Origin of the sequence: Klebsiella sp. DY2415 (assembly GCF_026314315.1) — a bacterium.
Classification (GTDB): Bacteria; Pseudomonadota; Gammaproteobacteria; order Enterobacterales; family Enterobacteriaceae; genus Klebsiella; species Klebsiella ornithinolytica.
In genome coordinates this window covers 4182767-4206425 of sequence record NZ_CP111115.1, presented here as the reverse complement: position 1 = coordinate 4206425, position 23659 = coordinate 4182767, and the positions used below count along the sequence as shown (strand labels likewise).

At 55.7% G+C, this 23659-nt stretch carries 19 protein-coding genes and 1 pseudogene; 10 read left to right on the top strand and 10 right to left on the bottom strand.

All coding sequences use genetic code 11. The features are described from left to right. Window positions 1-32 precede the first annotated feature (32 nt). The 4 genes and pseudogenes from cadA (at window position 33) to lysS (ending at window position 5622) form a co-directional block, all read left to right on the top strand. On the top strand, window positions 33-2180 hold the full coding sequence (gene cadA / locus OQV00_RS19975; RefSeq protein ID WP_004858936.1) for a lysine decarboxylase CadA: 2148 nt from the start codon (window positions 33-35) through the stop codon (window positions 2178-2180). A 57-nt stretch (window positions 2181-2237) separates the two neighbouring features. After that, window positions 2238-3713, top strand: coding sequence for a dipeptide permease DtpD (dtpD, locus tag OQV00_RS19970; protein ID WP_004858940.1), 1476 nt, complete (start codon window positions 2238-2240; stop codon window positions 3711-3713). A gap of 292 nt (window positions 3714-4005) precedes the next feature. After that, window positions 4006-4095 (top strand): annotated as a pseudogene (locus tag OQV00_RS27175) (hypothetical protein); the annotation flags it as partial. Window positions 4096-4104: 9 nt separating this feature from the next. Beyond that, window positions 4105-5622 carry a lysine--tRNA ligase gene (gene lysS, locus OQV00_RS19965; RefSeq protein ID WP_004858943.1) on the top strand — a complete coding sequence of 506 codons (1518 nt, stop codon included), beginning with the start codon at window positions 4105-4107 and terminating at the stop codon, window positions 5620-5622. A gap of 173 nt (window positions 5623-5795) precedes the next feature. On the opposite strand, the gene OQV00_RS19960 is transcribed toward lysS, so the two are convergent. The 6 genes from OQV00_RS19960 to OQV00_RS19935 all read right to left on the bottom strand — a co-directional run bounded on the left by OQV00_RS19960 (window position 5796) and on the right by OQV00_RS19935 (window position 12711). After that, window positions 5796-7166, bottom strand: a complete 1371-nt coding sequence (locus tag OQV00_RS19960) for an amidohydrolase family protein (RefSeq protein WP_266279311.1) — start codon at window positions 7164-7166, stop codon at window positions 5796-5798. Window positions 7167-7196: 30 nt separating this feature from the next. Further along, on the bottom strand, window positions 7197-8147 hold the full coding sequence (locus OQV00_RS19955) for a carbamate kinase family protein (protein WP_015584985.1): 951 nt from the start codon (window positions 8145-8147) through the stop codon (window positions 7197-7199). Window positions 8148-8247: 100 nt separating this feature from the next. Then, window positions 8248-9666, bottom strand: coding sequence for a YlbE family protein (locus OQV00_RS19950; protein ID WP_004858953.1), 1419 nt, complete (start codon window positions 9664-9666; stop codon window positions 8248-8250). Continuing rightward, the gene (gene fdrA / locus OQV00_RS19945) at window positions 9666-11213 is read right to left on the bottom strand and encodes an acyl-CoA synthetase FdrA (protein WP_086817154.1); all 1548 of its coding nucleotides are present in this window, start codon (window positions 11211-11213) and stop codon (window positions 9666-9668) included. Before fdrA ends, OQV00_RS19950 begins: the two co-directional genes overlap by 1 nt. Beyond that, window positions 11203-12066: an oxamate carbamoyltransferase subunit AllH family protein gene (locus OQV00_RS19940; protein WP_266279308.1), complete on the bottom strand. Its 864-nt coding sequence runs from the start codon at window positions 12064-12066 to the stop codon at window positions 11203-11205. The genes fdrA and OQV00_RS19940 overlap by 11 nt, the downstream gene beginning before the upstream one ends. 39 nt (window positions 12067-12105) lie before the next feature. Next, entirely contained in the window at window positions 12106-12711 is a 606-nt protein-coding gene (locus OQV00_RS19935; RefSeq protein WP_004858963.1) for an ankyrin repeat domain-containing protein, read from the bottom strand. A 257-nt stretch (window positions 12712-12968) separates the two neighbouring features. Between OQV00_RS19935 and OQV00_RS19930 the strand changes: the two genes are divergently transcribed. The 3 genes from OQV00_RS19930 (at window position 12969) to OQV00_RS19920 (ending at window position 15054) form a co-directional block, all read left to right on the top strand. Beyond that, window positions 12969-13463: a DUF1097 domain-containing protein gene (locus OQV00_RS19930; RefSeq protein ID WP_044352006.1), complete on the top strand. Its 495-nt coding sequence runs from the start codon at window positions 12969-12971 to the stop codon at window positions 13461-13463. Between the two features lie 155 nt (window positions 13464-13618). Then, on the top strand, window positions 13619-14578 hold the full coding sequence (locus tag OQV00_RS19925) for a LysR substrate-binding domain-containing protein (RefSeq protein WP_004858969.1): 960 nt from the start codon (window positions 13619-13621) through the stop codon (window positions 14576-14578). 62 nt (window positions 14579-14640) lie between these two features. After that, window positions 14641-15054, top strand: coding sequence for a hypothetical protein (locus OQV00_RS19920; protein WP_004858972.1), 414 nt, complete (start codon window positions 14641-14643; stop codon window positions 15052-15054). Between the two features lie 72 nt (window positions 15055-15126). Here OQV00_RS19920 and OQV00_RS19915 read toward each other — a convergent pair whose 3' ends face one another. Next, on the bottom strand, window positions 15127-15657 hold the full coding sequence (locus OQV00_RS19915) for a phospholipase D family nuclease (protein ID WP_071359206.1): 531 nt from the start codon (window positions 15655-15657) through the stop codon (window positions 15127-15129). 700 nt (window positions 15658-16357) lie between these two features. Here OQV00_RS19915 and OQV00_RS19910 point away from each other — a divergent pair. From OQV00_RS19910 to OQV00_RS19900, 3 genes are read left to right on the top strand one after another with little or no spacing between them, the layout of a single operon-like run. Next, window positions 16358-17281, top strand: a complete 924-nt coding sequence (locus OQV00_RS19910) for a sugar ABC transporter substrate-binding protein (RefSeq protein WP_004858977.1) — start codon at window positions 16358-16360, stop codon at window positions 17279-17281. A 33-nt stretch (window positions 17282-17314) separates the two neighbouring features. Beyond that, window positions 17315-18799, top strand: coding sequence for a sugar ABC transporter ATP-binding protein (locus OQV00_RS19905; RefSeq protein WP_004858981.1), 1485 nt, complete (start codon window positions 17315-17317; stop codon window positions 18797-18799). 19 nt (window positions 18800-18818) lie between these two features. After that, window positions 18819-19841, top strand: coding sequence for an ABC transporter permease (locus tag OQV00_RS19900; protein WP_172418225.1), 1023 nt, complete (start codon window positions 18819-18821; stop codon window positions 19839-19841). A 100-nt stretch (window positions 19842-19941) separates the two neighbouring features. Here the strand turns inward: OQV00_RS19900 and OQV00_RS19895 are convergent, their stop codons facing one another. From OQV00_RS19895 to OQV00_RS19885, 3 genes are all read right to left on the bottom strand, one after another. Beyond that, window positions 19942-21639, bottom strand: coding sequence for a GGDEF domain-containing protein (locus OQV00_RS19895; protein WP_266279303.1), 1698 nt, complete (start codon window positions 21637-21639; stop codon window positions 19942-19944). A gap of 304 nt (window positions 21640-21943) precedes the next feature. After that, entirely contained in the window at window positions 21944-23170 is a 1227-nt protein-coding gene (locus OQV00_RS19890; protein ID WP_266279301.1) for a Zn-dependent hydrolase, read from the bottom strand. Beyond that, window positions 23167-23649 (bottom strand): L-2-amino-thiazoline-4-carboxylic acid hydrolase, encoded by a 483-nt coding sequence (locus tag OQV00_RS19885; RefSeq protein WP_004858992.1) that lies wholly within the window; start codon window positions 23647-23649, stop codon window positions 23167-23169. Before OQV00_RS19885 ends, OQV00_RS19890 begins: the two co-directional genes overlap by 4 nt. Between the last annotated feature and the right edge of the window lie 10 nt (window positions 23650-23659).

The following is a 23659-nucleotide window of genomic DNA, read 5'->3' as shown; positions in this document are numbered from 1 at the left end:
GGGAGGGGCTCTCCATATCTGGAGATTCGACTATGAACGTTATCGCAATCATGAATCACATGGGCGTCTACTTTAAAGAAGAGCCTATCCGTGAACTGCATCGCGCCCTTGAACGCCTGGACTTCCGTATTGTCTATCCGAACGACCGCGAAGATTTACTGAAACTGATCGAAAACAATGCCCGTCTGTGCGGCGTGATCTTCGACTGGGATAAATACAATCTTGAACTGTGCGAAGAGATCAGCAAGCTGAACGAATATATGCCGCTGTACGCTTTCGCCAACACCTACTCGACGCTGGACGTTAGCCTGAACGATCTGCGTATGCAGGTGCGCTTCTTCGAATATGCGCTGGGTGCGGCCGACGACATTGCCGATAAAATCAAACAGAATACCGATGAATACATCGATACCATTCTGCCGCCGCTGACCAAAGCGCTGTTCAAATATGTGCGTGAAGGTAAATACACCTTCTGTACTCCAGGCCATATGGGCGGTACCGCCTTCCAGAAAAGCCCGGTAGGCAGCATCTTCTATGATTTCTTTGGTTCAAATACCATGAAATCCGATATCTCGATTTCCGTTTCTGAACTGGGTTCCCTGCTGGACCACAGCGGCCCGCATAAAGAAGCTGAAGAGTATATTGCGCGTGTCTTTAACGCCGAACGCAGCTACATGGTGACCAACGGCACCTCAACGGCGAACAAAATCGTCGGTATGTACTCTGCGCCTGCTGGCAGCACCGTACTGATTGACCGTAACTGTCACAAATCGCTGACTCACCTGATGATGATGAGCGATATTACGCCGATTTACTTCCGTCCGACCCGTAACGCCTACGGCATCCTCGGCGGTATTCCGCAGAGCGAATTCCAGCACGCCACTATCGCCAAACGCGTCAAAGAGACGCCGAACGCCACCTGGCCGGTGCACGCGGTTATCACCAACTCCACCTACGATGGTCTGCTGTATAACACCGACTTCATCAAGAAAACGCTGGATGTGAAATCTATCCACTTTGACTCCGCGTGGGTGCCTTACACCAACTTCTCGCCAATCTATGCCGGTAAATGCGGGATGAGCGGTGGCCGTGTGGAAGGGAAGGTGATCTATGAAACCCAGTCCACGCACAAACTGCTGGCGGCGTTCTCTCAGGCTTCGATGATTCACGTTAAAGGCGATGTTAACGAAGAGACCTTTAACGAAGCCTACATGATGCACACTACCACCTCTCCGCACTACGGCGTGGTTGCCTCGACGGAAACGGCCGCGGCGATGATGAAAGGTAATGCCGGTAAGCGTCTGATCGATGGCTCTATCGAACGTTCTATCAAGTTCCGTAAAGAGATCAAACGTCTGAAAGGCGAATCCGAAGGCTGGTTCTTCGACGTCTGGCAGCCGGAACATATCGATGGCCCGGAATGCTGGCCGCTGCGTTCTGATAGCGCATGGCACGGTTTCAAAAACATCGATAACGAACACATGTACCTCGACCCGATCAAAGTCACGCTGCTGACTCCGGGGATGAAGAAAGACGGCACCATGGATGAGTTCGGTATTCCGGCAAGCATCGTGGCGAAATATCTCGACGAACACGGCATCGTGGTAGAGAAAACCGGTCCGTACAACCTGCTGTTCCTGTTCAGCATCGGTATCGACAAAACCAAAGCGCTGAGCCTGCTGCGCGCGCTGACCGACTTTAAACGTGCCTTCGACCTGAACCTGCGCGTGAAAAACATGCTGCCGTCTCTGTATCGTGAAGATCCGGAGTTCTATGAAAACATGCGAGTTCAGGAACTGGCGCAGAATATTCACAAACTGATTGCGCATCACAACCTGCCGGATCTGATGTTCCGCGCTTTCGAAGTGCTGCCGACCATGATGATCACGCCGTACGCTGCGTTCCAGAAAGAGCTGCACGGTCAGACGGAAGAGGTCTATCTCGAAGAGATGGTGGGCCGTGTCAACGCCAACATGATCCTGCCGTATCCTCCGGGAGTTCCGCTGGTGATGCCGGGTGAAATGATCACCGAAGAGAGCCGTCCGGTGCTGGAGTTCCTGCAGATGCTGTGCGAAATCGGCGCCCACTACCCGGGCTTCGAAACCGATATCCACGGCGCATATCGTCAGGCGGATGGTCGCTACACCGTTAAAGTGCTGAAAGAAGAAAACAACAAGTAATTGAAGCTCCAGGGGAAGTGGCGTGCCACTTCCCTTTTTCACGCTGCAGGAGACCTCATGAAAACACCCTCACAACCGCGCGCGATCTATTACATCGTAGCGATCCAAATCTGGGAATATTTCAGCTTTTACGGCATGCGTGCCTTACTTATCCTCTACCTCACCCATCAGCTTGGCTTTGATGACAGCCACGCCATCAGTCTGTTCAGCGCTTACGCTTCCCTGGTTTACGTTACCCCCATTCTCGGCGGCTGGCTTGCCGACCGCCTGCTCGGCAATCGCACGGCGGTCATTGCCGGCGCGCTGTTGATGACGCTCGGCCACGTCGTGCTGGGCGTTGAATCTGATGCAACCTGGAGTCTGTACCTCGCGCTGGCGATCATTATCTGCGGCTACGGCCTGTTCAAATCCAACATCAGCTGCCTGCTGGGCGAGCTTTACGCCGTTGATGACCATCGCCGCGACGGCGGTTTCTCGCTGCTGTACGCCGCCGGCAACGTCGGCTCCATCGCGGCACCCATCGCCTGCGGGCTGGCGGCGCAGTGGTATGGCTGGCATATCGGTTTTGCGCTGGCGGGGATCGGCATGTTTATCGGCCTGCTGATTTTCCTCAGCGGCCATCGTCACTTCAGCCACACCCGCGGCGTCGACAGGCAGGCGCTGTGCGCGGTGAAATTTGTGCTGCCGACCTGGGGCTGGCTGGTGGTCATGCTCTGCGTGGCGCCGGTGTTCTTCACGCTGCTGCTGGAAAATAACTGGTCGGGCTATCTGCTGGCTATTGTCTGCGTCTTCGCCGCCCAAATGGTGGCGCGCATTATGGTGAACTCTCCGCAGCACCGTCGCGCGCTGTGGCAAATCGTACTGCTGATGCTGACCGGCACGCTGTTCTGGGTTCTGGCGCAGCAGGGCGGTAGCTCTATCAGCCTGTTTATCGATCGCTTTGTTAATCGCCGACTGTTCACCATTGAGGTGCCGACGGCTCTCTTCCAGTCGGTGAATGCCGTTGCCGTGATGGCGGCAGGCGTGGCGCTGGCCTGGCTGATGCGCCCGGAAGGCAGCACGCGATCGGTGCTTCGCGTGTGGCTGAAATTTGCTTTTGGCCTGGTGCTGATGGGCTGCGGTTTTATTGTGCTGGCCCTGAACGCACGTCATGGCGCCGTCGATGGCCAGGCCTCAATGGGGCTGATGGTCGGCGGACTGGCGCTGATGGGCTTCGCCGAGCTGTTTATCGACCCGGTGGCGATGGCGCAGATCACGCGCCTGAATATGCCGGGCGTGACCGGGGTACTGACCGGAATTTATATGCTGGCGACCGGCGCGGTGGCCAACTGGCTGGCGGGTATCGTCGCGCAGCAGACCACCGAATCACAGATTAGCGAAACGGCTATCGCCGCGTATCAGCATTTCTTCTCCCAGATGGGGGAGTGGACGTTGGGCTGCGTAACGGTGATTGTCATCCTGGCCTTCGCTGCCGCCTGCAGCGTCGGCAAGCGCCGCGCCGCGACCGGTGAACTTCCCGGAGGGGGCGCGTAGCCATGGTTTCCGGGCGGCAAAACCCGGGCGCTACGGGCTCGTCGCCCGCTCAGGCGCTGCGCGCCGCCGGGATATGTCGCCAAGCGAAAGGATCAATACATGGCCGACGCAGGTGCGAAAACAGCGCCTTGCATCGTTTGACTGTTAGGAGGAGGATGTTCTGGATAGATGGCAATCCATCGATGAAAAAAACTTTAGTTTTGCTATTGCTGAGTGATATCAGCCTTAAGTAAGGCCAGGTTATTTATGATTCTATCGTTCGGTCTTTGGCGATAACGTCAACGATCGGCCGCGCACTGGTGTAGAGACCCGCACTGACCAGGCCGCGCTGGATAGTGGCCTGGCGCAATTTATCGAAGCAAGTTTGAAAGCAGGGTTATGAGGAACCAACATGTCTGAACAACAAGCACAAAGTGCCGATGAGGCAATTGACCTTAATAATGAACTGAAAACCCGTCGTGAAAAGCTGGCTCAGCTTCGTGAGCAGGGTATCCCGTTCCCGAATGATTTTCGTCGTGACCATACTTCTGACCAGTTGCACACTGAATTCGATGACAAGGATAACGAAGCACTCACCTCCTTGAACGTTGAAGTCTCCGTTGCTGGTCGTATGATGACCCGTCGCATCATGGGGAAAGCCTCTTTCGTCACTCTGCAGGACGTCGGCGGGCGTATTCAGCTGTACGTTGCGCGCGACGATCTGCCGGAAGGCGTCTATAACGAACAGTTCAAAAAGTGGGACCTTGGCGACATTATTGCCGCCCGCGGTAAGCTGTTTAAAACCCAAACCGGCGAGCTGTCTATCCACTGTACTGAGCTGCGTCTGCTGACCAAAGCTCTGCGCCCGCTGCCGGACAAATTTCACGGCCTGCAGGATCAGGAAGTCCGTTACCGTCAGCGCTATCTGGATCTGATCGCCAACGACGAATCCCGCCGCACGTTTAAAGTCCGTTCGCAGATCCTCGCGACGATGCGCCAGTTCATGGTAGGCCGCGGTTTTATGGAAGTCGAAACCCCGATGATGCAGGTGATCCCCGGCGGCGCGTCTGCCCGTCCGTTCATCACCCATCACAACGCGCTGGATATGGACATGTACCTGCGTATCGCGCCGGAACTGTATCTGAAGCGTCTGGTTGTGGGCGGCTTCGAACGCGTATTCGAAATCAACCGTAACTTCCGTAACGAAGGCATCTCCGTGCGTCACAACCCAGAGTTCACCATGATGGAACTCTATATGGCGTACGCGGATTACAAAGATCTGATCGAGCTGACCGAATCCCTGTTCCGCACCCTGGCGCAGACCGTGCTGGGTAAAACAGAAGTTCCATACGGCGACCAGATCTTCGACTTCGGCAAACCGTTTGAAAAGCTGACCATGCGTGAGGCTATCAAGAAATACCGTCCGGAAACCGAGATGGCGGATCTCGATAACTTCGACGCGGCGAAAGCCCTTGCGGAGTCCATCGGTATTCACGTTGAGAAGAGCTGGGGCCTGGGTCGTATCGTCACGGAAATCTTTGATGAAGTGGCGGAAGCGCACCTGATTCAGCCGACCTTTATCACCGAATACCCGGCGGAAGTCTCTCCGCTGGCGCGCCGTAATGACGTGAATCCGGAAATTACCGACCGCTTTGAGTTCTTTATCGGCGGCCGCGAAATCGGTAACGGCTTCAGCGAGCTCAACGACGCGGAAGACCAGGCGCAGCGCTTCCAGGACCAGGTGAATGCGAAAGCCGCCGGGGATGATGAAGCGATGTTCTACGACGAAGACTACGTCACTGCGCTGGAGTATGGTCTGCCGCCGACCGCCGGTCTGGGCATCGGGATTGACCGGATGGTGATGCTGTTTACCAACAGCCACACCATCCGCGACGTGATCTTGTTCCCGGCGATGCGTCCGCAGAAATAACCGCGAGATGTGAAAAATAAAACCCCGGCCCGGTGCCGGGGTTTTGCGTTTATTGGCCGGGTGGCGGCTGCGCCTTGCCCGGCCTGTCGACCGCATTCAGCCTCGAGGCCTGGGTAAGCGTAGCGCCGCCGGGCGAAAGCACCGGTTTGCCGGGGCTTTTTATGCGGTCATGTTCAGGCGCCGACGCTGCCCCAAACCATCTTGCCCTTGTGGAAGGTCGCGGTACGCGGTGAAATGCGTGCCACCGCTTCGGCGGAGCAGGAGGCATCGACCAGCACAAAGCTGGCCTCATCCTGCTCTTTCGGCCAGACGCGCTGGCCTTGATCGTTGAGCGGCAGTACGTTGCCGGTGGCAATTGCCAGCGAACGCGAAAGGGTCTGTTCGTTGGGGCGAATATAGAGCTGGGCGTAGAGATTGGCTTTTTCCAGCATGTCGCCCAGGCCGTATGGCGACCAATGGTCAATCACGCTGTCGGTGCCGGTCATTACAAATACCCCTTTATCCCGCAGCTGCTGCAGCGGCATGTGCAGGGTACCGATCGGCACGGTGGAGGCGATGGTGATGTGCTGGGCCGCCATGCGGCTGGCAATGGCCTCAACCTGCTGTTCGTTCAATGTCGCCAGCGCAAAAGCGTGGCTGATAGTCAGCTTGCCTTTTAGCGCCGGGGTTTTCTCTACGGTCTCTACCATATAGTTTATCGCCGCGACGCCCGCCGGGCTGGTTTCGTGGAGATGGATATCGACCCCTTTGTTATAATCCAGCGCTATCTGGAACATGGTATCGAGGGATTTCTCCATCGCTCCATCAACGTTGGTCGGATCGAGGCCACCGACGTAGTGTGCGCCGGCCTGCATGGCTTCACGTACCAGCGGTTCTGATTTTGACAGCAGGAGTCCGTGCTGCGGAAAAGCGACAATCTCGCAGGCGAAACCCGGCTGGCGGTGCGCGAGGACTGCCTGCAGATCTTCGAGGTTTTTCAACCCGGAGGTGGGTTCGATATTGCAGTGGCTGCGGGCTATCGTTGACCCTTTTGACTGGAGCAGGTCGATCAGTTTTTCCGCGTGCTGGCGGGTGTACGGCTGGAGCTCAGGCAACAGCTTCTGCTCAAGCTTAATCATGTCCTGAATCGTGGTGCCCGCCGGGCGGTTGAGTGAACGCCACGGGCCGCCGTAAAAGGTTTTATCCAGATGGATATGCATATCGCGCATCGCCGGGAGCATCAGCTTACCGCCGGCATCATAGCGGGGCAGGGAGGCATCAGGGTGGCTGCGATGGTTGTGGAGCGCGATAATTTTGCCGTCGGCAATCTCGAGGGTTTGCCGTTCGGTACGAGTGTGTACTACTACGTCATTTTCATACTCAAAGCCGCTTTCCAGCAGGACATTATCGAGATAGTAGTGGGTGTCGTCGGGGCTGATAACCTTTTGGTTGTCGCAGGTCGTCGCGGATATCGAGCGCTCATCGGCGTAAACGACGGGTGCGGCGGCGGTGACCATTTTTCCGCTCTGGCTGAGAAATTCGCGACGGCTATTGTCTTTATTCATGAATCTTCCTTTTTCTTTCTTTTCATTTGCTCAGTCGTGCACAAGATGGGTACCGGTCTCTCCGCGCAGCGCAGCGGGTAAACACTCCGGCGTGGTGATAATCACCCGCTTGCCGCCATGCTTTAAAAACGCGAGGCTGGCGACGATTTTGGGCAACATGCTGCCGGCCGGAAAGTGACCTTCCTGCATATAGCGGGTCATATCGCTGATATTGACCGTCCCCAGCGCCTGCTGCCGGGGCTGCCCAAAGTGAATGCACACTTTTTCAACGCCGGTGGTGATGGCCAGGATATCGGCGTGAATCTCCCGTGCCAGTAGCGCGGTTGAGAGATCCTTATCAATCACCGCATCAACGCTCTGATAATCTCCCTGCGCGCAGCGGACTACAGGGATGCCGCCGCCGCCGGCGCCGATCACCACGAACCCTTGTCGGGTCAGCGCTTTAATGGCTTCGGCTTCCACGATGCGTTTGGGTTCCGGCGAGGCGACCACCCGCCGATAGCCACGCCCGGCATCTTCGACGAAGTGCCAGTCCGGATGCGTCTGCCGGAGATCATCGCGCTGGGCTTCGCTAAAAAAAGCGCCAATCGGTTTCGTCGGGTGGGTAAAGCCGGGGTCATTTTTATCGACTTCGACCTGGGTGACGACGGTCACCGCTTTTTGTTCGCCGCGGTGGGCCAGGCGATTATTGAGCGCCTGCTGAATCAGGTAGCCGATTCCACCCTGGGTGTCGGCAACGCAGTTGGCCAGCGGCGTCAGCGGCAGACCTTCGCACTCATGAGCGATTTCAGCGCGGCGTAAATCCAGTCCGACCTGCGGCCCGTTGCCGTGGGTCAGGACAAGATGGTAGTCCGACGCCAGCATGGCCAGCACCGTATCCGCCACGGCCTTGACCGCTTCAGCCTGATGTTCAATTGACTGGCTGGCGTTATCTTTGATGATACTGTTGCCGCCAATGGCAACGACCACAAGTTCTTTCATCGTGTAGGTTCCCGGTACAGAAGGTAATGGCGTTGTTGTTATCAGATTTATCGCCCGGTCAGCCCGGCCAGGGCGCTTTCGCCCCGGGCCGGGGATGTTTTTAAGCGCCGTAACGTTCGACCCAGCGCAAAATGGCTTTTTCAAAACAGGCAAACGGCGGGTGGACGATGCCGGCGCCGATCATACCGATGCCCGCATCTTTGTGGGCGATGGCGGTATTGATCACCGGCAGAATACCGCTGCTGCCGACGCGGGTAATATCGATAGCGGTCGGCACACCCATAAACCCGAGCAGCGGGATAGTGACGTTGGGGTTTTCACCGAGGGTGATTTCACGCATCTGGCGGGAGAAATCGATGGCCTCGTCCACCGTTCCGCCAACCAGTGCGACGATGGCCGGTGCCGTTGCCATAGCGAAACCGCCAATGCCGTAGGTTTCGGTAATCGCGCTATCGCCGATATCGAGACCGGAATCCTCCGGCTTATAACCGGCAAACATCGGGCCGATCACCTGCTGCGCCGGGCCGGTGAACCACTCTCCCGGCAACCCGCTGACTCGCAGACCGAACTCGACGCCGTTACGCGCCATGGTGGTAACGACGGTGCTGTACTCAATGCCGTGGGCGGCATCCATCGCGGCTTTACACATCGCCATCCACGTCGGGCCGGAGAAATAGTCGCTGCTGGCGACGAATTCAAAGACTTCACGCTGCTGTTCGACCGGATAGCCGGCCTGAATAATGCCCGGCGTCAGCGCCTGGATCAGTAGCGTGGTACCGGCATTGTTGCGGTTGTGGCACTCATCGCCCATATGCAGGGCCTGCGCCAGCATCAGGCGCAGATCGATTTCGCCAATCACCTTCATGGCGTCGCGCAGCATCGGCCCCTGGACGTCACGCATCCAGTTCAGACGGTCGATAACGCTCTGGTCGTTAGCCCCCATGCGCAGGATCTTCGCCATCTGCTCGCTCATGTTGGTATAAGCGATGTTGCCGTAGGTTTTGTTCTCGACAATATGCATAAACATGGAGGCGGAGGTGACGCCGGCCATAGACCCGACGCAGTCATGTTCGTGACATGGCGAGAAGGTGATTTCACCTGAAGCGGCCAGTTCGGCGGCATCAGCCAGATCGTTTGCCAGCCCTTCAAATACCAGCGCGCCGGTGACCGCACCTTTCATCGCTCCGCACATCTTTTCCCACGTTACCGGCGGCCCGGCGTGGAGAATGGTTTTTGCCGTCATCCCAGGCACCACGTTGATGGCCTGGTCGAAGCCCGTCAGCACCGGATGCGACTGGATAATGCGTTCCAGCGCCTGCTGGTTGGCGGCGGCGATTTTATCCGCCAGCGCGGAGTCGGCAAGCGCGTCGAGGGCATTGACCACCCGCATATTGCCCTGGCCTGGCGGCGTCCAGTCGAGCTGGGTCACCGCCGTATGCTGCTTTTTCAGATCATCGCTGAACATCGCGATCCCGACATTAATAACGTTCAGCGGCTGGCTGAATAGTGACTGATTCATCAGGCGTTCTCCCCTTTGCAGATAAGTTCACGCGCCAGCAGGCCGGTCTCGGTACTGCTGTTGGCCAGAATGACGCCCGCCTCGCTAAGCATCAGGCGCTGTTGTTCCCGCGATGGCGTATCGATATCGGTGCCTAAAACGTAAGCGAGGATCGTCAGCCGACGGCCATCGGCGGCGGCAATGGCTTTTGCCTCTTTGATCGCCTCGATCGTCGACCCGACCGGATCTTCATGCGACCCAAAGCCCAGCACGAAGTCCATCACGATCGCCGCAACTTCTGGATCGCGCGCTTCCTGCAGCAGGCGGCTGATGCGGTTGGTTGGGTCGATCATCGGGTGCGGTTTACCATTGGTGAAGTCGTCATCGCCGAAATCGAGGAAGGTGTGCTTGATGCTGTGGTTGATATCGCTCAGGCGATAAGCCGGATCCGGCTGAATGTTACTGTAAACTTCGGCCTGTTTTTCCAGGACGGCGAACATGGTTTCGTCGCACAGCGTGCCGCCGCAGAACAGGCCGCGAATGTATTTCTGCTGCGGCGTGAGCTGTGCACGAATTTCAGCAATCAATGCCGGGTCCAGCGGGGGCAAATCGAGATTTTGTTGCTTAACGCCGCTCAGCAGTACCGCCTTCAGCGCCGCTTCTCTGGTGCCGCGGGCAAACTGCAGACCTTGCTCATCGGCCGGTGGTTCGGCGCGGCCCAGGAAGCACACGACAACCGGTTTACGGCAGGCGCGTGCGCGCTCCAGCACTTTTTTCGCCACGGTCGGGGCGGGCGGCTTCGAGACGAGGGCGATAATTTCCGTTTGCGGATCCGCTTCCAGCATCTGAATGGCATCGAGCATCATCATGCCGCCGATTTTTTCACTCAGGTCGCGACCGCCGGTGCCGATAAGTTGTGATATGCCGCCGCCGAACGCGTGAATACGCACGCTCAGCTCCTGGCTACCGGTGCCAGAGGCGCCGATAATACCGATGTTGCCGCGGCGTACCGCATTTGCGAAGCACAGACCGGTGCCGTTAATGATGGCGGTCCCGCAGTCTGGCCCCATCAGCAGCAAACCTTTCTCATGGGCCAGTTGTTTCAGCGCGCGTTCGTCCTCGAGAGAGACGTTATCGGAAAACAACATCACGTTGAGACCGTTTTGTAACGCCTGTCGTGCTTCGCGGGCGGCGAACAGTCCGTTGACTGAGATAACCGCCATATTGCTGTCCGGAAGATGTTTTTTAGCGCTGGCGAGGGTGGCATAGCGCGCTTCGTGCTGGCCGCTTTGCGCTTTTTGGCTAAATAGCGCTTCGATCCCGGCGAGAATTTGCTCGTTATCGGCGCCGTCCTGGCCATTAATGACGATCATCAGGTCGCCGTTTTTCGCTGCTTCCAGCTCCGGTGTCAGCAGTCCCAGATTCTTCAGGACTCCTTTGTTCATTTCGGTCGCCATCGCGACAAATGCCTGCTCTACGCCGTCGATCTTATTGGCGCGGGTGGATATCGACATTAATGAGACGGAATCAAAATAGGTATTCTTCTTCACGACTATTTTAACTGACATAATTCCCTCCATACGTTTGGCTCAGCGCGCAGGCATCCGCCATGCCCAATAGCATGTCGCTGCCGGAACTTGAGCCAATATTTTTAATATTGGCAATTGCCGCAATAGAAAAGATTGTCGGTTGATTAATCATGAGGTTAATCAATCCGGCGATACTTTCGCGATAGCGCTGATTAATAGCTGCCTCCAGCGTAATCGCGCTGAGCGGCGTGGTGTTATGTCTGGCACACTGCAGCGCCGCTAAAAATACATCCCGGTATTGATTAGCCGGATGTCCGTTAATAAATAAAATAACGCTAAGGCCTACCAGGTAATCATCCGCCGATGGCGTCAGGCCAATACCTAGTCCGAGCATATTAGTGATGGCGGCACTGATATTTTTATTTTGCCGAAGGGCGTTAAATAATGTTTTCCGGCGATACTGTAATTCGCGCCCCATCGCTTTATAAAACGGGTTGTCGCCGCGATAAAGAAATAAGGTATCGTCCTCATGCAGTTGCTCAATGATAATGTTTTGCCAGCGTCGCCAGGCTATCCGGGTCAATGCTGCCGCGCTTAATACGGCCGTTGGCATTTGCCAGCGCTCACAGCGCTGGAGGTCTATCCATTTATCATTGCCAATATACATTCCTGAATCGGTGAACCGGACGCTTTCCCCTGGCCGGAACAGGTTGTCAAAGTAGGTGAGTGCTAACCTACAGCTGTTGGGCGCATTGTCATATGCGGCGCACAGCAGCGTCAGGAGCCCTGGCTTGTCGGGAATCCGCAGGTTGACCGCACGCGAGAAGACCTGCTCGACCCGTCCGCCGCCGCGTTGAGTGAGAAAGCTCTCATCCGCAGTTAGCGCTTGCACACACCGCCGTAAGGAGGTGTCGATGGCCGTTCTCCTTCCTCAGGCGCCGGCGGCAACCAGCAGGTGGGCGATTTCAGCAAAGCCCTTATCCCACGCCAGTTCCAGCGGCGTTTTGCCATATTTATCGGTCATATGGGGATTGGCGCCGTGGTCCAGCAGCAGCTTAACGATCTCCTGCTGCGTTGCGCCGCCATCGTTTAAAACAATCGCTTCCAGCAGCGGCGTCCAGCCGACAAAGTTAGTGTGGTTGACGTTAATATCGGTTTCGGTCAGCAGAATTTTTACGATCTCAAGATGACCCTTTTCGCAGGCCGGCGTCAGACCGACGCCGCCGAAACGGCTTAAGCGCGTAAGGTCAGGTTTCGCTGGCAGAATTAAATGCAGCAGCTCGACGTCATTATTCAGGCAGCTCAGTAAGAACGGGTTAAAACAGGTCTGGTCCTGCTTATCAATATCGACACCAGCGGCAATGAGCACAGACACGCAGGCATAATGTTTATTCAGGCTGGCCAGAGTAATAGCGGTTCGCCCCTGGCGATTGCTGGCATTAATATCGACGCCACGGGCTAAACAGGTTTTTAATTGTTCGACATTGCCTTGCTCCGCAGCCAAAAGATATTCAGCAATAATATTTTCCGTGGTCATCATCTTACTCCTGTGGTGGCGGCTGAGACTTTTTGATGACCTGAGCATAGCAACCAAAAATAGATAAAAGAACCCGCTTAAATTTTATTCGCGATAACCCCACTCATTGTTGAATATTTTTTAATAATGGATGCAGACTGTGCGGCAGTGCAATGTTTGTTTCTTGCATGCGATTTCCCGTAATTCAAGAGGGGATTATTTCTATATAGTTCCCGAACGAAACCAATTTCCACGACCACTATCACGAGGGGGAAGAGATGAACGGACTCACCGCAACGGGGATTACTGTCGGCATTTGTGCCGGGATCTGGCAGTTGATCTCCTCGCAGGTTGGGCTTGATCCGCGCTGGGGATTGCTTGGCACGATCGGCTTTGTCGCCTTTTGCAGTTTTTATGCGGCAGGCGGCGGTAAAGAGGGGTTTGTGAAGAGTCTTTTTGTCAACTACACCGGCGCCGCGTGGGCATTTCTGGCGGCGATGGCCGCGGGTGGGCTGACTGCCGCCACCGGGATATCATCCTTCTGGGCCAGCGTTATCACCACGGTGCCGTTCTCCGCGGTGATTGTCTGGCAGGGGCGCTTTTCCCTCACCGCGTTTATTCCCGGCGGCTTTCTTGGCATGACGCTGTTTTTCGCCTCCGGGATGAACTGGCCGGTGACGCTGCTGGGTTTTTTGGCCGGCAACGGCGTGGGGCTGATTTCCGAATATACCGGTCGTAAACTGAGCGAGGCAACCTCAAAAAGCTCGCGCTGAACCATGACGCCGCGGAGAATTTCGCGGCCCGCGCGGGCCGACAATTCGTATGGTGTTAAAAGATATTCAAAAATGATTGCCGATGGCAGGGACAGGAAATAGAGTCGATTGCAGAGTGGGGCTAATGAGCGGTTGACGAAAGCAGGAGCGGGCCAATGAACTCAATTTTTACTGAAGAAAATCTGCTGGCATTTACCACGGCGGCGCGCTTTGGCAGTTTCAGCAAAGCCGCAGACGAGCTGGGGCTGACGACATCAGCCATCAGCTACACCATCAAGCGCATGGAGACGGGGCTGGACGTGGTGCTGTTTACCCGTAATACCCGTAGCATCGAGCTGACCGAGTCCGGCTACTATCTTTTCCGTAAGGCCACGGATTTGCTCAATGATTTTCATGCCATCAAGCGCAGCATAGATACCATAGCCCAGGGGATTGAGGCCCGGGTCCGTATCTGCATCAACCAGCTGCTTTATACGCCGCGGCACACGGCGCGTCTGTTGCAGGTGCTCAAAAAACAGTTTCCAACCTGCCAGATTACCGTTACCACGGAGGTGTATAACGGCGTCTGGGATGCGATAATTAATCAGCAGGCTAATATCGCGATTGGCGCGCCGGATACGCTGCTCGACGGCGGCGGCATTGACTACACTGAAATTGGTGCCATTCGTTGGGTCTTCGCCATTGCCCCGGATCATCCGCTGGCGTTTATGCCGGAACCCATAGCGGAAAGCCAGCTACGGCTTTACCCCAATATTATGGTGGAGGACACCGCCAGCACCATTAATAAGAAAGTGGGTTGGTTACTGCACGGGCAGGAGGCGATTCTGGTGCCGGACTTTAATACCAAATGCCAGTGCCAGATCCTCGGTGAAGGCATTGGTTTTCTGCCGGATTATATGGTTCGTGAGGCCATGGCGGAAAACCGGCTGATTACCCGCCAGATTCATAACCCGCGCCAGGATTCAGGAATGCTGCTGGCGACCCAGCATGCGGCCAGTGGGCAGGTGACGCAGTGGATAAAGAAAGAGTTTCGCCCCGGTGGGATATTAACTGCTATCTATAGCGATTTACTTCACCGCGAGACGACGATGAAATCGTTTCAATCTATTTCCTGAAATTTTTCTGGAATACCTTATGTGTTATAACACCAGATATAAAAACATAAGGTGTTAATTAAATGAAAAATTTAAAGTTAATTGTTGGTAGCTTGATCTGCGCTGGTTGTTTATTCGCACCATTATCTGTCATGGCGGGTTATAAGATAAATACAATCCCGGTTCATTTCGATAAAGGTACCAGCGGAACCACCATTAAAAATGCCCTGAGCGGCGCCGATGTGAAAGATTACACGCTGGTGGCGAAAGCAGGTCAGCTAATGCACGTCACCATGAAGAGCAAATGGCCCCATCCTTATTTCAACGTGATCAACCCCGCGAACGAAACCATTTTTAATGGCTCGATGACAGAAGGTGCTTTTGAGCAGCGCCTCGAAACCAACGGAAAATATACCGTCCGCGTGTATCAGATGGGCGGCGCGCGCGATGAAGGAAAAACCAGTGCCTATGAGCTGGCTTTGAAAGTCACGGACTGACTTTTCCAGTATGCAACCGCCGTCTTCATGCTGCGCCGCGGGCCGGGTGAAGACGGCGTTTTTTACGCGTATTTACCCCGCATAAGGGACACCCAGCTCCCATCTCGACTGCCAGTGGGCGATATACTGGCAGGCCACGGCTTTCTGATGACGTATCACCACGACGTTTTCACTATTTTTTGTTTCGGCGGACGGAGCATAGTTAAATGACCCGGTTTCAACCGTCGCCCCATCGGCAATAATCGTCTTATCGTGTTGGATGTGATAGTGGCCATCAATACGTAATGCCACCCCGTGCTCCGCAACATACTTCATTATCTTTTGGCTGGCTTCCACCGCGTTGCGTCTTTTATCGACCACGATTTGCACCTTGACGCCGCGGTCATGGGCGGCGACAAGCGCCCGCGCAATATCAGGCGCCTGAAAAGAGTAGGCAATCATCTGGAGCGAGGTTTGCGCCTGATTAATGGTCTCTAATACCAGTTGGCGGGCAGAGCCTTCGGGGGAAAAACCTACCTCTATATCGGGCGCCGCCGCAACCTGCGAAGAGAGGGAAAGTGCGAGCGCCGGAAGGGCGAATTTCAGCGAAAAGAGACGCGACATATCGGGTTGCCTTGCGGGGCACAATGAAAGATGTGAGCAGTCTATGCCCCTGCGATGGTCATGGGAATAGACCTGCCGGGCGGTACACGGCGGCGTGTGCGAGCCAGGTGAGCGTGGTCATCACGCTAACATGTTGAAACCGTTAGCCTGATACCGGCAGCGGATGACAAAGCGGGCGCTCTTTTCCTCTCATCATGACGGGAGTGAAAATCGGATCAATTTGTAACGGCCCTCCTGAAAGGATCGCTGACGTTTCAAATCCCCCTCTTCTTTAGGCGGAAAATCTTCTCTGGCGGATTGCCAGCGGCGGGCCTGTGACTTGTCTGCAAACTGCTGGGCGCCTCTCATTTTTTGCGCGTTTATGCCGCAATGTTAGATATCTGTCAAAGTTCTGTTATCAGGCAGTTTTAAAATTTTCATTTCAGTTATTTAATTATAAAAGTTTCATATGTGTTGTTAATGAAATAAAACGTCTGAAATTTTCCGGGTGATAAATCGTATGTTTTATGAACTGCTGTTTTAATAATTCACTAAAAAACCACTGAATTAGGTGGTTCTGATAAACATGTGCAAAAACAGCGCGCTCAGAAGTGAAACTTCTGGCTGGCGATCCGGCAGGTATCAGCAACACGCATTTACGAAATGAATCTTTCATTTCATCTCAATGAACTGGCATATCACTGAACCCCAAGGAACAACTATGAACATCAAGAAAACGATTGTTGCCTCTTTGTTAGTCTGTATGTTGCCCGCTGCGGTGATGGCAAAAGATCTCTCCGTCGGCGTTTCCATGGCGCTTTTCGACGATAACTTCCTGACTATCCTGCGTACCGCCATGCAAAAAGAGATGCAAAAAGAGGGGGTGAAGTCGCAGGTAGAGGATGCCAAGGGTGATGTCGCGCAGCAGCTGCAGCAGGTGCAGAACTTTATTGGTCAGGGCGTCGATGCCATCATCGTCAACCCGGTCGATACCAACGCCGTGAAGCCGATTATCGATCAGGCGACCAAAGCCGGCATTCCGCTGGTCTTCGTTAACCGCCGTCCGCAGATTACGCTGACCGACAAAATGGCCTACGTCGGTTCGGATTCGGTGCTGGCCGGCCGTCTGCAGATGGAAGCGCTGGCGAAGGCGATGAACGGCAAAGGCAACGTGGCGATTCTGCTGGGCGACCTGGCGAACGAATCAACTCGCGATCGTACCAAAGGCGTAGAAGAGGTGGTTGCGAAATACCCGGATATCAAGATCGTTCAGAAGCAAACGGCGAAATTCATGCGTAACGATGCCGTAGATGTGGTGAGTAACTGGATGACCAGTGGGGAAGATATTCAGGCGATCGCCTCCAATAACGATGAAATGGCGATTGGCGCGCTGCAGGCGCTGGGGAGCAATCCGAAGCACATTCTGATTGCCGGCGTCGATGGGACCCCTGACGCACTGCAGATGCTGAAAAACGGCAAGATGATCGCCACCATTTTCCAGGATGCTAAAGGCCAGGGGGAAGGGGCGGTGGATGCAGCCGTCAAACTGGCGAACGGGGAAAAAGTCGAAAAAGTCATCGATGTCCCTTACCAGCTGATTACCAAAGAGAATATGTCTGAATTTGTCAGCCGTAATCAAAAATAATCATTTCTGGCTCAGCGGTACGGAGGGGGAGGTATGAACGCTTTTGCACTTGAAGCCGAAGGTATCAGTAAGTTCTTTCCTGGCGTGAAGGCGCTCGATAATGTCTCATTACGCGTGCGCCCGGGGACGGTGCACGCCCTGATGGGGGAGAATGGTGCGGGAAAGTCGACGTTAATGAAGTGCCTTATCGGGATTTACCGTCCCGATAAGGGCGCGATCCGGGTGAAGGGCGAACCGGTGCAGTTCCAGGATACGATGGATGCGCTGCGCGCGGGGATCTCCATGATCCACCAGGAGCTGAATCTGGTGCCGCATATGACGGTGGCAGAAAATATCTGGCTGGGGCGCGAGCCGATGAAATACGGTTTTGTCGACCATCGACAGTTGGCCCGCCAGACGCAGACACTGCTCAATAAACTGAATATCCGTTTATCCGCCGACCGGCTGGTGGGCGAGCTCAGCATTGCCGCCCAGCAAATGGTGGAAATAGCCAAAGCGGTATCGTGGAACGCGGATATTGTCATTATGGATGAACCCACCTCGGCGCTGACGGAAAGTGAAGTGGCCCACCTGTTCACCATCATTCGCGATTTACGCGAACAGGGTAAAGCCATTATTTATATCAGCCACAAGATGGATGAGATTTTCGCGATTACCGATGAAATTAGCGTCTTTCGCGACGGGACCTGGGTGGGCAGCCGGCAGACGGGCGAATTTACCCGTCAGTCGCTTATTACCCAGATGGTGGGCCGCGAATTAACTCAGCTGTTCCCGAAATTCAATAATACCATTGGCGAAGAGGTGCTGACGGTCCGTAATCTGTCGCGCAAAGGCTATTTTGAGGAGGTGAATTTCAGCGTCCGCCGTGGCGAAATTCTCGGCGTTGCGGGTCTGGTTGGCGCCGGGCGCAGTGAAGTGATGGAGAGCCTGTTCGGGATGGAGCGCTTTGACAGTGGCGAAGTGTTGATTGACGGCCAGCCGGTGATCATCGACTCGCCTTCCGTGGCCATCGAAAAAGGGATGGCGCTGCTGACCGAAGACCGCAAAAAGTCCGGACTGTTCCTCGTGCTCTCGGTGATGGAAAACATGAGTATCGTCAATATGCCGGAATATATCGGCAAGAGCGGGTTTGTCAAACATATGAAGATGGCGCAAGACTGCATGGAACAGATCCGTCGTCTGAATATTAAAACCCCGACCATGGATCAGATTATTAATAACCTGAGCGGCGGTAATCAGCAAAAGGTCTTAATTGCCCGCTGGCTTTTAGCGCAGCCCAAAATATTAATTCTTGATGAGCCAACCCGCGGGATTGACGTGGGGGCGAAAGCTGAAATTTATCACCTGATTAGCGAACTGGCGAACCGCGGCGTTGCGGTGATTATGGTCTCTTCTGAACTGCCGGAAATTCTGGGCATGAGCGATCGCGTTATGGTCATGCACGAAGGACGTATTACCGGCATCCTCGACAAAGACGAGGCCGATCAGGAAACCATTTTGTCGTTGGCATCCCACTGAGGTGTAGAGAATGAGCAATATGAAACTGACCGCAACAGCTGCAAATGCGCGATCCTCTTTCCTTGGTAATTTACGGCATAAATTACCGAAAGATACCGGTATCTTTATTGTTATGGTGGTCATCGCCCTGACCTTTGAAATTGCCGGCTGGTTTGTCCGCGACCAGTCTTTCCTGATGAACACCAACCGCCTGGTGTTGATTGTCCTGCAGGTCGCCATTATCGGGATTATCGCCGTCGGCGTCACGCAGGTCATTATCACTACCGGGATTGACCTCTCCTCCGGCTCGGTCATTGCCCTTGCTGCCGTGGTGGCGGCAAGCCTGGCACAAACCTCGGATAGCCTGTCGCCGATGTTCCCGTCACTGGTTAACCTACCGGCGGTCATTCCCATTTGCGCCGGGATTGGCGTCGGGCTGATCTGCGGATTAACCAACGGCTTTTTGGTCACCCGTACCGGGATTCCGCCGTTTATCGCCACTCTCGGGATGATGGTCTCTGCCCGCGGTCTGGCGCAATATTACACCCAGGGAAATCCCATCAGTTTCTTGTCCGATAGCTTTACGTCGATTGGTCAGGGGGCGATGCCGGTGATTATTTTCTTCGTGATTGCCGCTCTGTTTCACATCGCGCTGAAACACACCCGCTACGGTAAATATGTTTACGCCATCGGCGGCAACATGACCTCGGCAAAAGTATCCGGCATCAATGTGAATAAGTATCTGGTTATCGTCTACACCATCGCCGGCGCGCTGTCGGGGCTGGCCGGGGTTGTGCTGGCGGCGCGCGTCAGCAGCGGGCAGTCCAGTATGGGGATGTCCTACGAACTGGACGCTATCGCCGCGGCCGTTATCGGCGGCAGCAGCCTGATGGGCGGCGTCGGCCGCATCACCGGCACCCTGATTGGGGCGATGATTCTCGGCTTAATCAAAAGCGGCTTCACCTTCGTCGGCGTCGACGCTTACGTTCAGGATATTATCAAAGGGATTATTATTGTTGCGGCGGTGACGATAGACATGCGCCGTAACCGTAAGAAGCACTAAGCGAATGCAGAGAGAGCCCTGAGGTGATATCAGGGTTATCTCTTCGCGCTGTTAAACCGGGGGATGATTAAAATGGCAAGGCACGCAGGCGCCGGTGCGCTCAGGAGAGGCCGCAAATCCGGTCACGCCCGCTGTTCTTGGCGTTATACAGCTCCCTGTCGGCCCGCGACATCAGCTCTTGCAGCGGGCACTGCCAGCCTTTAGCTACCCCGAAACTGGCGGTGATCTTAAAGGTGATATCGCCGGTCGTATGGAGGGTCAGCTTGCGGATTTCCTGCTGAATCCGCGCGGTATAGCTGGCGACTTCGTCTGACGAAGCGGCCAGAAACAGGACCGCGAACTCTTCTCCGCCGAGGCGCCCCACCACGTCTTCCGGGCGGCTCAACTTACTCAGGGTTTTGGCCAGGGCAACCAGCACCTCGTCACCCATCGGGTGTCCCCAGTTATCGTTTATCGACTTAAAGCGGTCAACGTCGAGCATCACTAACCAGGCCGGAAGCGCCTTGCTGGACTGACTTAATAGCGCATCAGCCCGGGCGTTAAATGCCCGGCGATTAAACAGATGGGTCAGCGGATCCTCTTCCGACTGGCGCTGGTACTGGCGGCTGATGCGGGCATCTTCACGGAGTTTTTTCCCGAGGGTCCCGAGGGATGAAAACAGGCTCTGCACCTCTTCTGCCGTATCGTCATCGATTTGGACGTGGAGTTGTTTTCCGGCAATCAGCGCCGCGGCGAGCTCATTTAAGCGCAGAATGGGGCGTAAAACGCGAGAGCGAATATAGAAAATCATCGCAATGGTCAGGGTATACACCAGCCCAAGCACCACCAGCCGTAGCAGGAAATTCTCTAAGGCCCGATGTTCGGCGGCGGTGTAGTGCTCCTTTACTCCGTTCATATAGGTATTGAGGAGATCATCAAACGAACTGAGGCTGGCGTGATAATCGACGGCAAACTGTTCGGCGCTCACGCTATAGGGCTTACCGCTGTCGCTCTCAGCGCTTAACTGATTGATTAACGCAATGCCCTGATGTTCAAAGTCCCGGCGCGTGTTTTCCAGCGTTTTCTGGAAGTGGGGAAGATAGGTGGCCTCATTGCCCTGCGTTTGCAGCAGCCACCACGCGGTATTGATCCGTTCGATACCGCGAATCAATCCTTCCCGGTTGGCCCGCGGAATCGGGGTGTGTGTGGCCAGCGGAATCAGCACCTGAGAACCGAGTCGACCCGTTGCATCGCGCAGCTCGCCCAGCGCCTGCGCGCGCAGAATCGGACCCAGCGCGCTGGGCTCCAGCAGCAGAAACTCGGTGGTGCGCTCGAACAGCGCCTTATGATAGAAATCCGTTGCCACCACCATATCGTGAATGGCCAAATCTGCGGACTGCGGGTCGCTCAGCACCTGGGTGCGAAAGCGGTCGGCAATACGACGGGAACGCTCCAGCTGCTGCATCATTTCGTCCATCAGCGCCGGAGAGAGCAGGTTTTTCGGGATCTTTTGCATGTCGCGGTCGGTGATGTCGCGATGGGCGACCAGCGCCTGCCAGCGTGACTCTTTCTCCTCAGGCGAGCTTAATATCAGCTCGTTAACGAAGGCGCGCTCACCGGCCAGGTCATTAGAGACCTGCAGTACCCGGTAGAAAATATCGAACTGGGTAACATTGTTATGCGCGCTTTTCCACGTTCCCCACGAGCCGGAAAGCAGCCAGAAGGAGAGAATGGTGGTTAAAAAAATCGTCGCCAGCGCGGATCCCCAGATATAGCGGAGAATATTGGACGATGCTGAGGATCTCTTTTTCGTTTTCACACGTACCCGGGCGTCAGCAGTAAAAAAGAAGCGATTCGAAAATCATTGAATTGAACTGAAATACAACGGAATGTCATGCCGTTATGTCCGCATACCTGCCTGCTCTATGCGATCTATTGGCTGATTTTAGCAGATAATCCACAAATAAATGGCTTTTTGTCCGCGCGGGTAAACAATCTAAGATATTGTTTTAATTTGGTTATGCCTGCAGTTATCTCCTTCCCGGAAGGAGCCGGCGTACCGTCACGGCGGTGAGCTGTCGTTCTGGCACCGCGCGGCGCCAGAACGATCAGCAGAAGGGCGCTTACTTTTCCCTGGCGGCGAGCAGTACGCTATGCAGCAGTACGTTGGCCCCTTTTTCTGCCCACGTGGGCAGAATATTCTCCGCCTCGTTATGGCTAATTCCCTTCTCGCAGGGGATGAAAATCATGCTGGCGGGCGCGACCTTGCTGATATAGCAGGTATCGTGGCCGGCGCCGGAGACCATGCGTCTGGCGCTGTAGCCGAGCATCTGAACCGCCTGCTCGCTGCGCGCCAGACACTGGGCGTTGAAGGCGATTGGCGCGTAGTCAAAAATGCGCTCGATTTGCGCCTGCACCCCGCGTCTGGCCAGCTTGTCGGCAGCGTGACGCAACGCCTGTTCCATTGCCTCCAGCGCGCTGCTTTGCGGATGGCGGAATTCCACGCTGCATTCGACGCGCCCCGGCACCACGTTGCGCGAACCCGGTATCACCTGCGCCATGCCGATGGTCGCCCGTCCGTCGGGGTTGTGGGCGATCCCGATTTGCTCCACCGCCAGCGCCAGCTCGGCGAAAGCGGTCAATGCATCGCGGCGGCTGCCCATCGGCGTGGTGCCGGCGTGGGCGGAAAAGCCCTCCAGCGTGACGTTGAACCAGCGCTGGCCCATTGCCGCGTGGACGAGGCCGATATCAACGTCTTCTTCTTCCAGAATCGGCCCCTGTTCGATATGCACCTCATAACAGGCATGAACCGGGAACGCGGCGGTCGGACGCTCGCCGCGGTAGCCGATCGCCTCCAGTGCCGCGCCGACGCTGATGTCGTCGCGATCTTTGCGGGCCAGCGCGAAAGCTTCGCTGAACTGCCCGGCCCAGACGCCGGATGCCAGCATCGCCGGGGCAAAGCGCGCCCCTTCTTCATTGGTCCAGTTCACCAGCACGATATCGCGTTCGGTCTCAATGCCGCGTTCGTTCAGCGTGCGTAGCGCCTCCAGCCCGGCGAGCACGCCGTAAATCCCGTCATAGCGGCCGCCGAGCGGCTGGGAATCGACGTGCGAACCGGTCAATACCGGAGCCAGCTGCGGATTTTTTCCGGCGCGGCGGATAAACATATTGCCCATGCTATCGACTGCGCAGGGAAAACCGGCTTCTTGTGCCCACTGGCGCAGCAGGTCGCGCGCCTGGCGGTCCTCGTCGCTCAGCGTCAGCCGGGTGACGCCGCCGGCCGGCGTCGCCCCAATCCTCGCCATCTCGTTGAGGGTTGACCACAGACGTTCAGCGTTGATGGCTATCATGGCTTGTCCTTCTTCACGCGATAGCGGAAGTCGCAGCACTTTCCGCCCTGCATGATGGTGGTGGTGCGGGTCAGCTCCACCTCCGGCGCGTAGCCGACGATAAACTTGTCGTCGCGGGCGCAGGAGAGCAGGTGGCCAATCTCGCCGAGGCCCATCTCGTGGTACATCTCGGCGTAGCGGCAGCGGTTGACGTTGTAGTTATACTGCTGGTCATCGGCGTCCAGCACCTTGACCTCCAGGGCATTGTCCTTTTCCCACAGATATTGCAGGGCGACAAAGCTCTGGATGTTCGCGCCGTTCGGCTCCTGGCGGGCAAACGTTTTTCCCGCCTCAATCGCGGCGTTTTCAATGGCTTCGCCGATGACCGCCTGGGCACGAGCTTTACCTATCTCGCGCACCAGGATGTCGTAAATCGGCTTAATAATTTCGGCTTCAATTTTGCGGCGGGCGAGAATGCCCAGCTCATTATTATCACTCATCACATTGCCT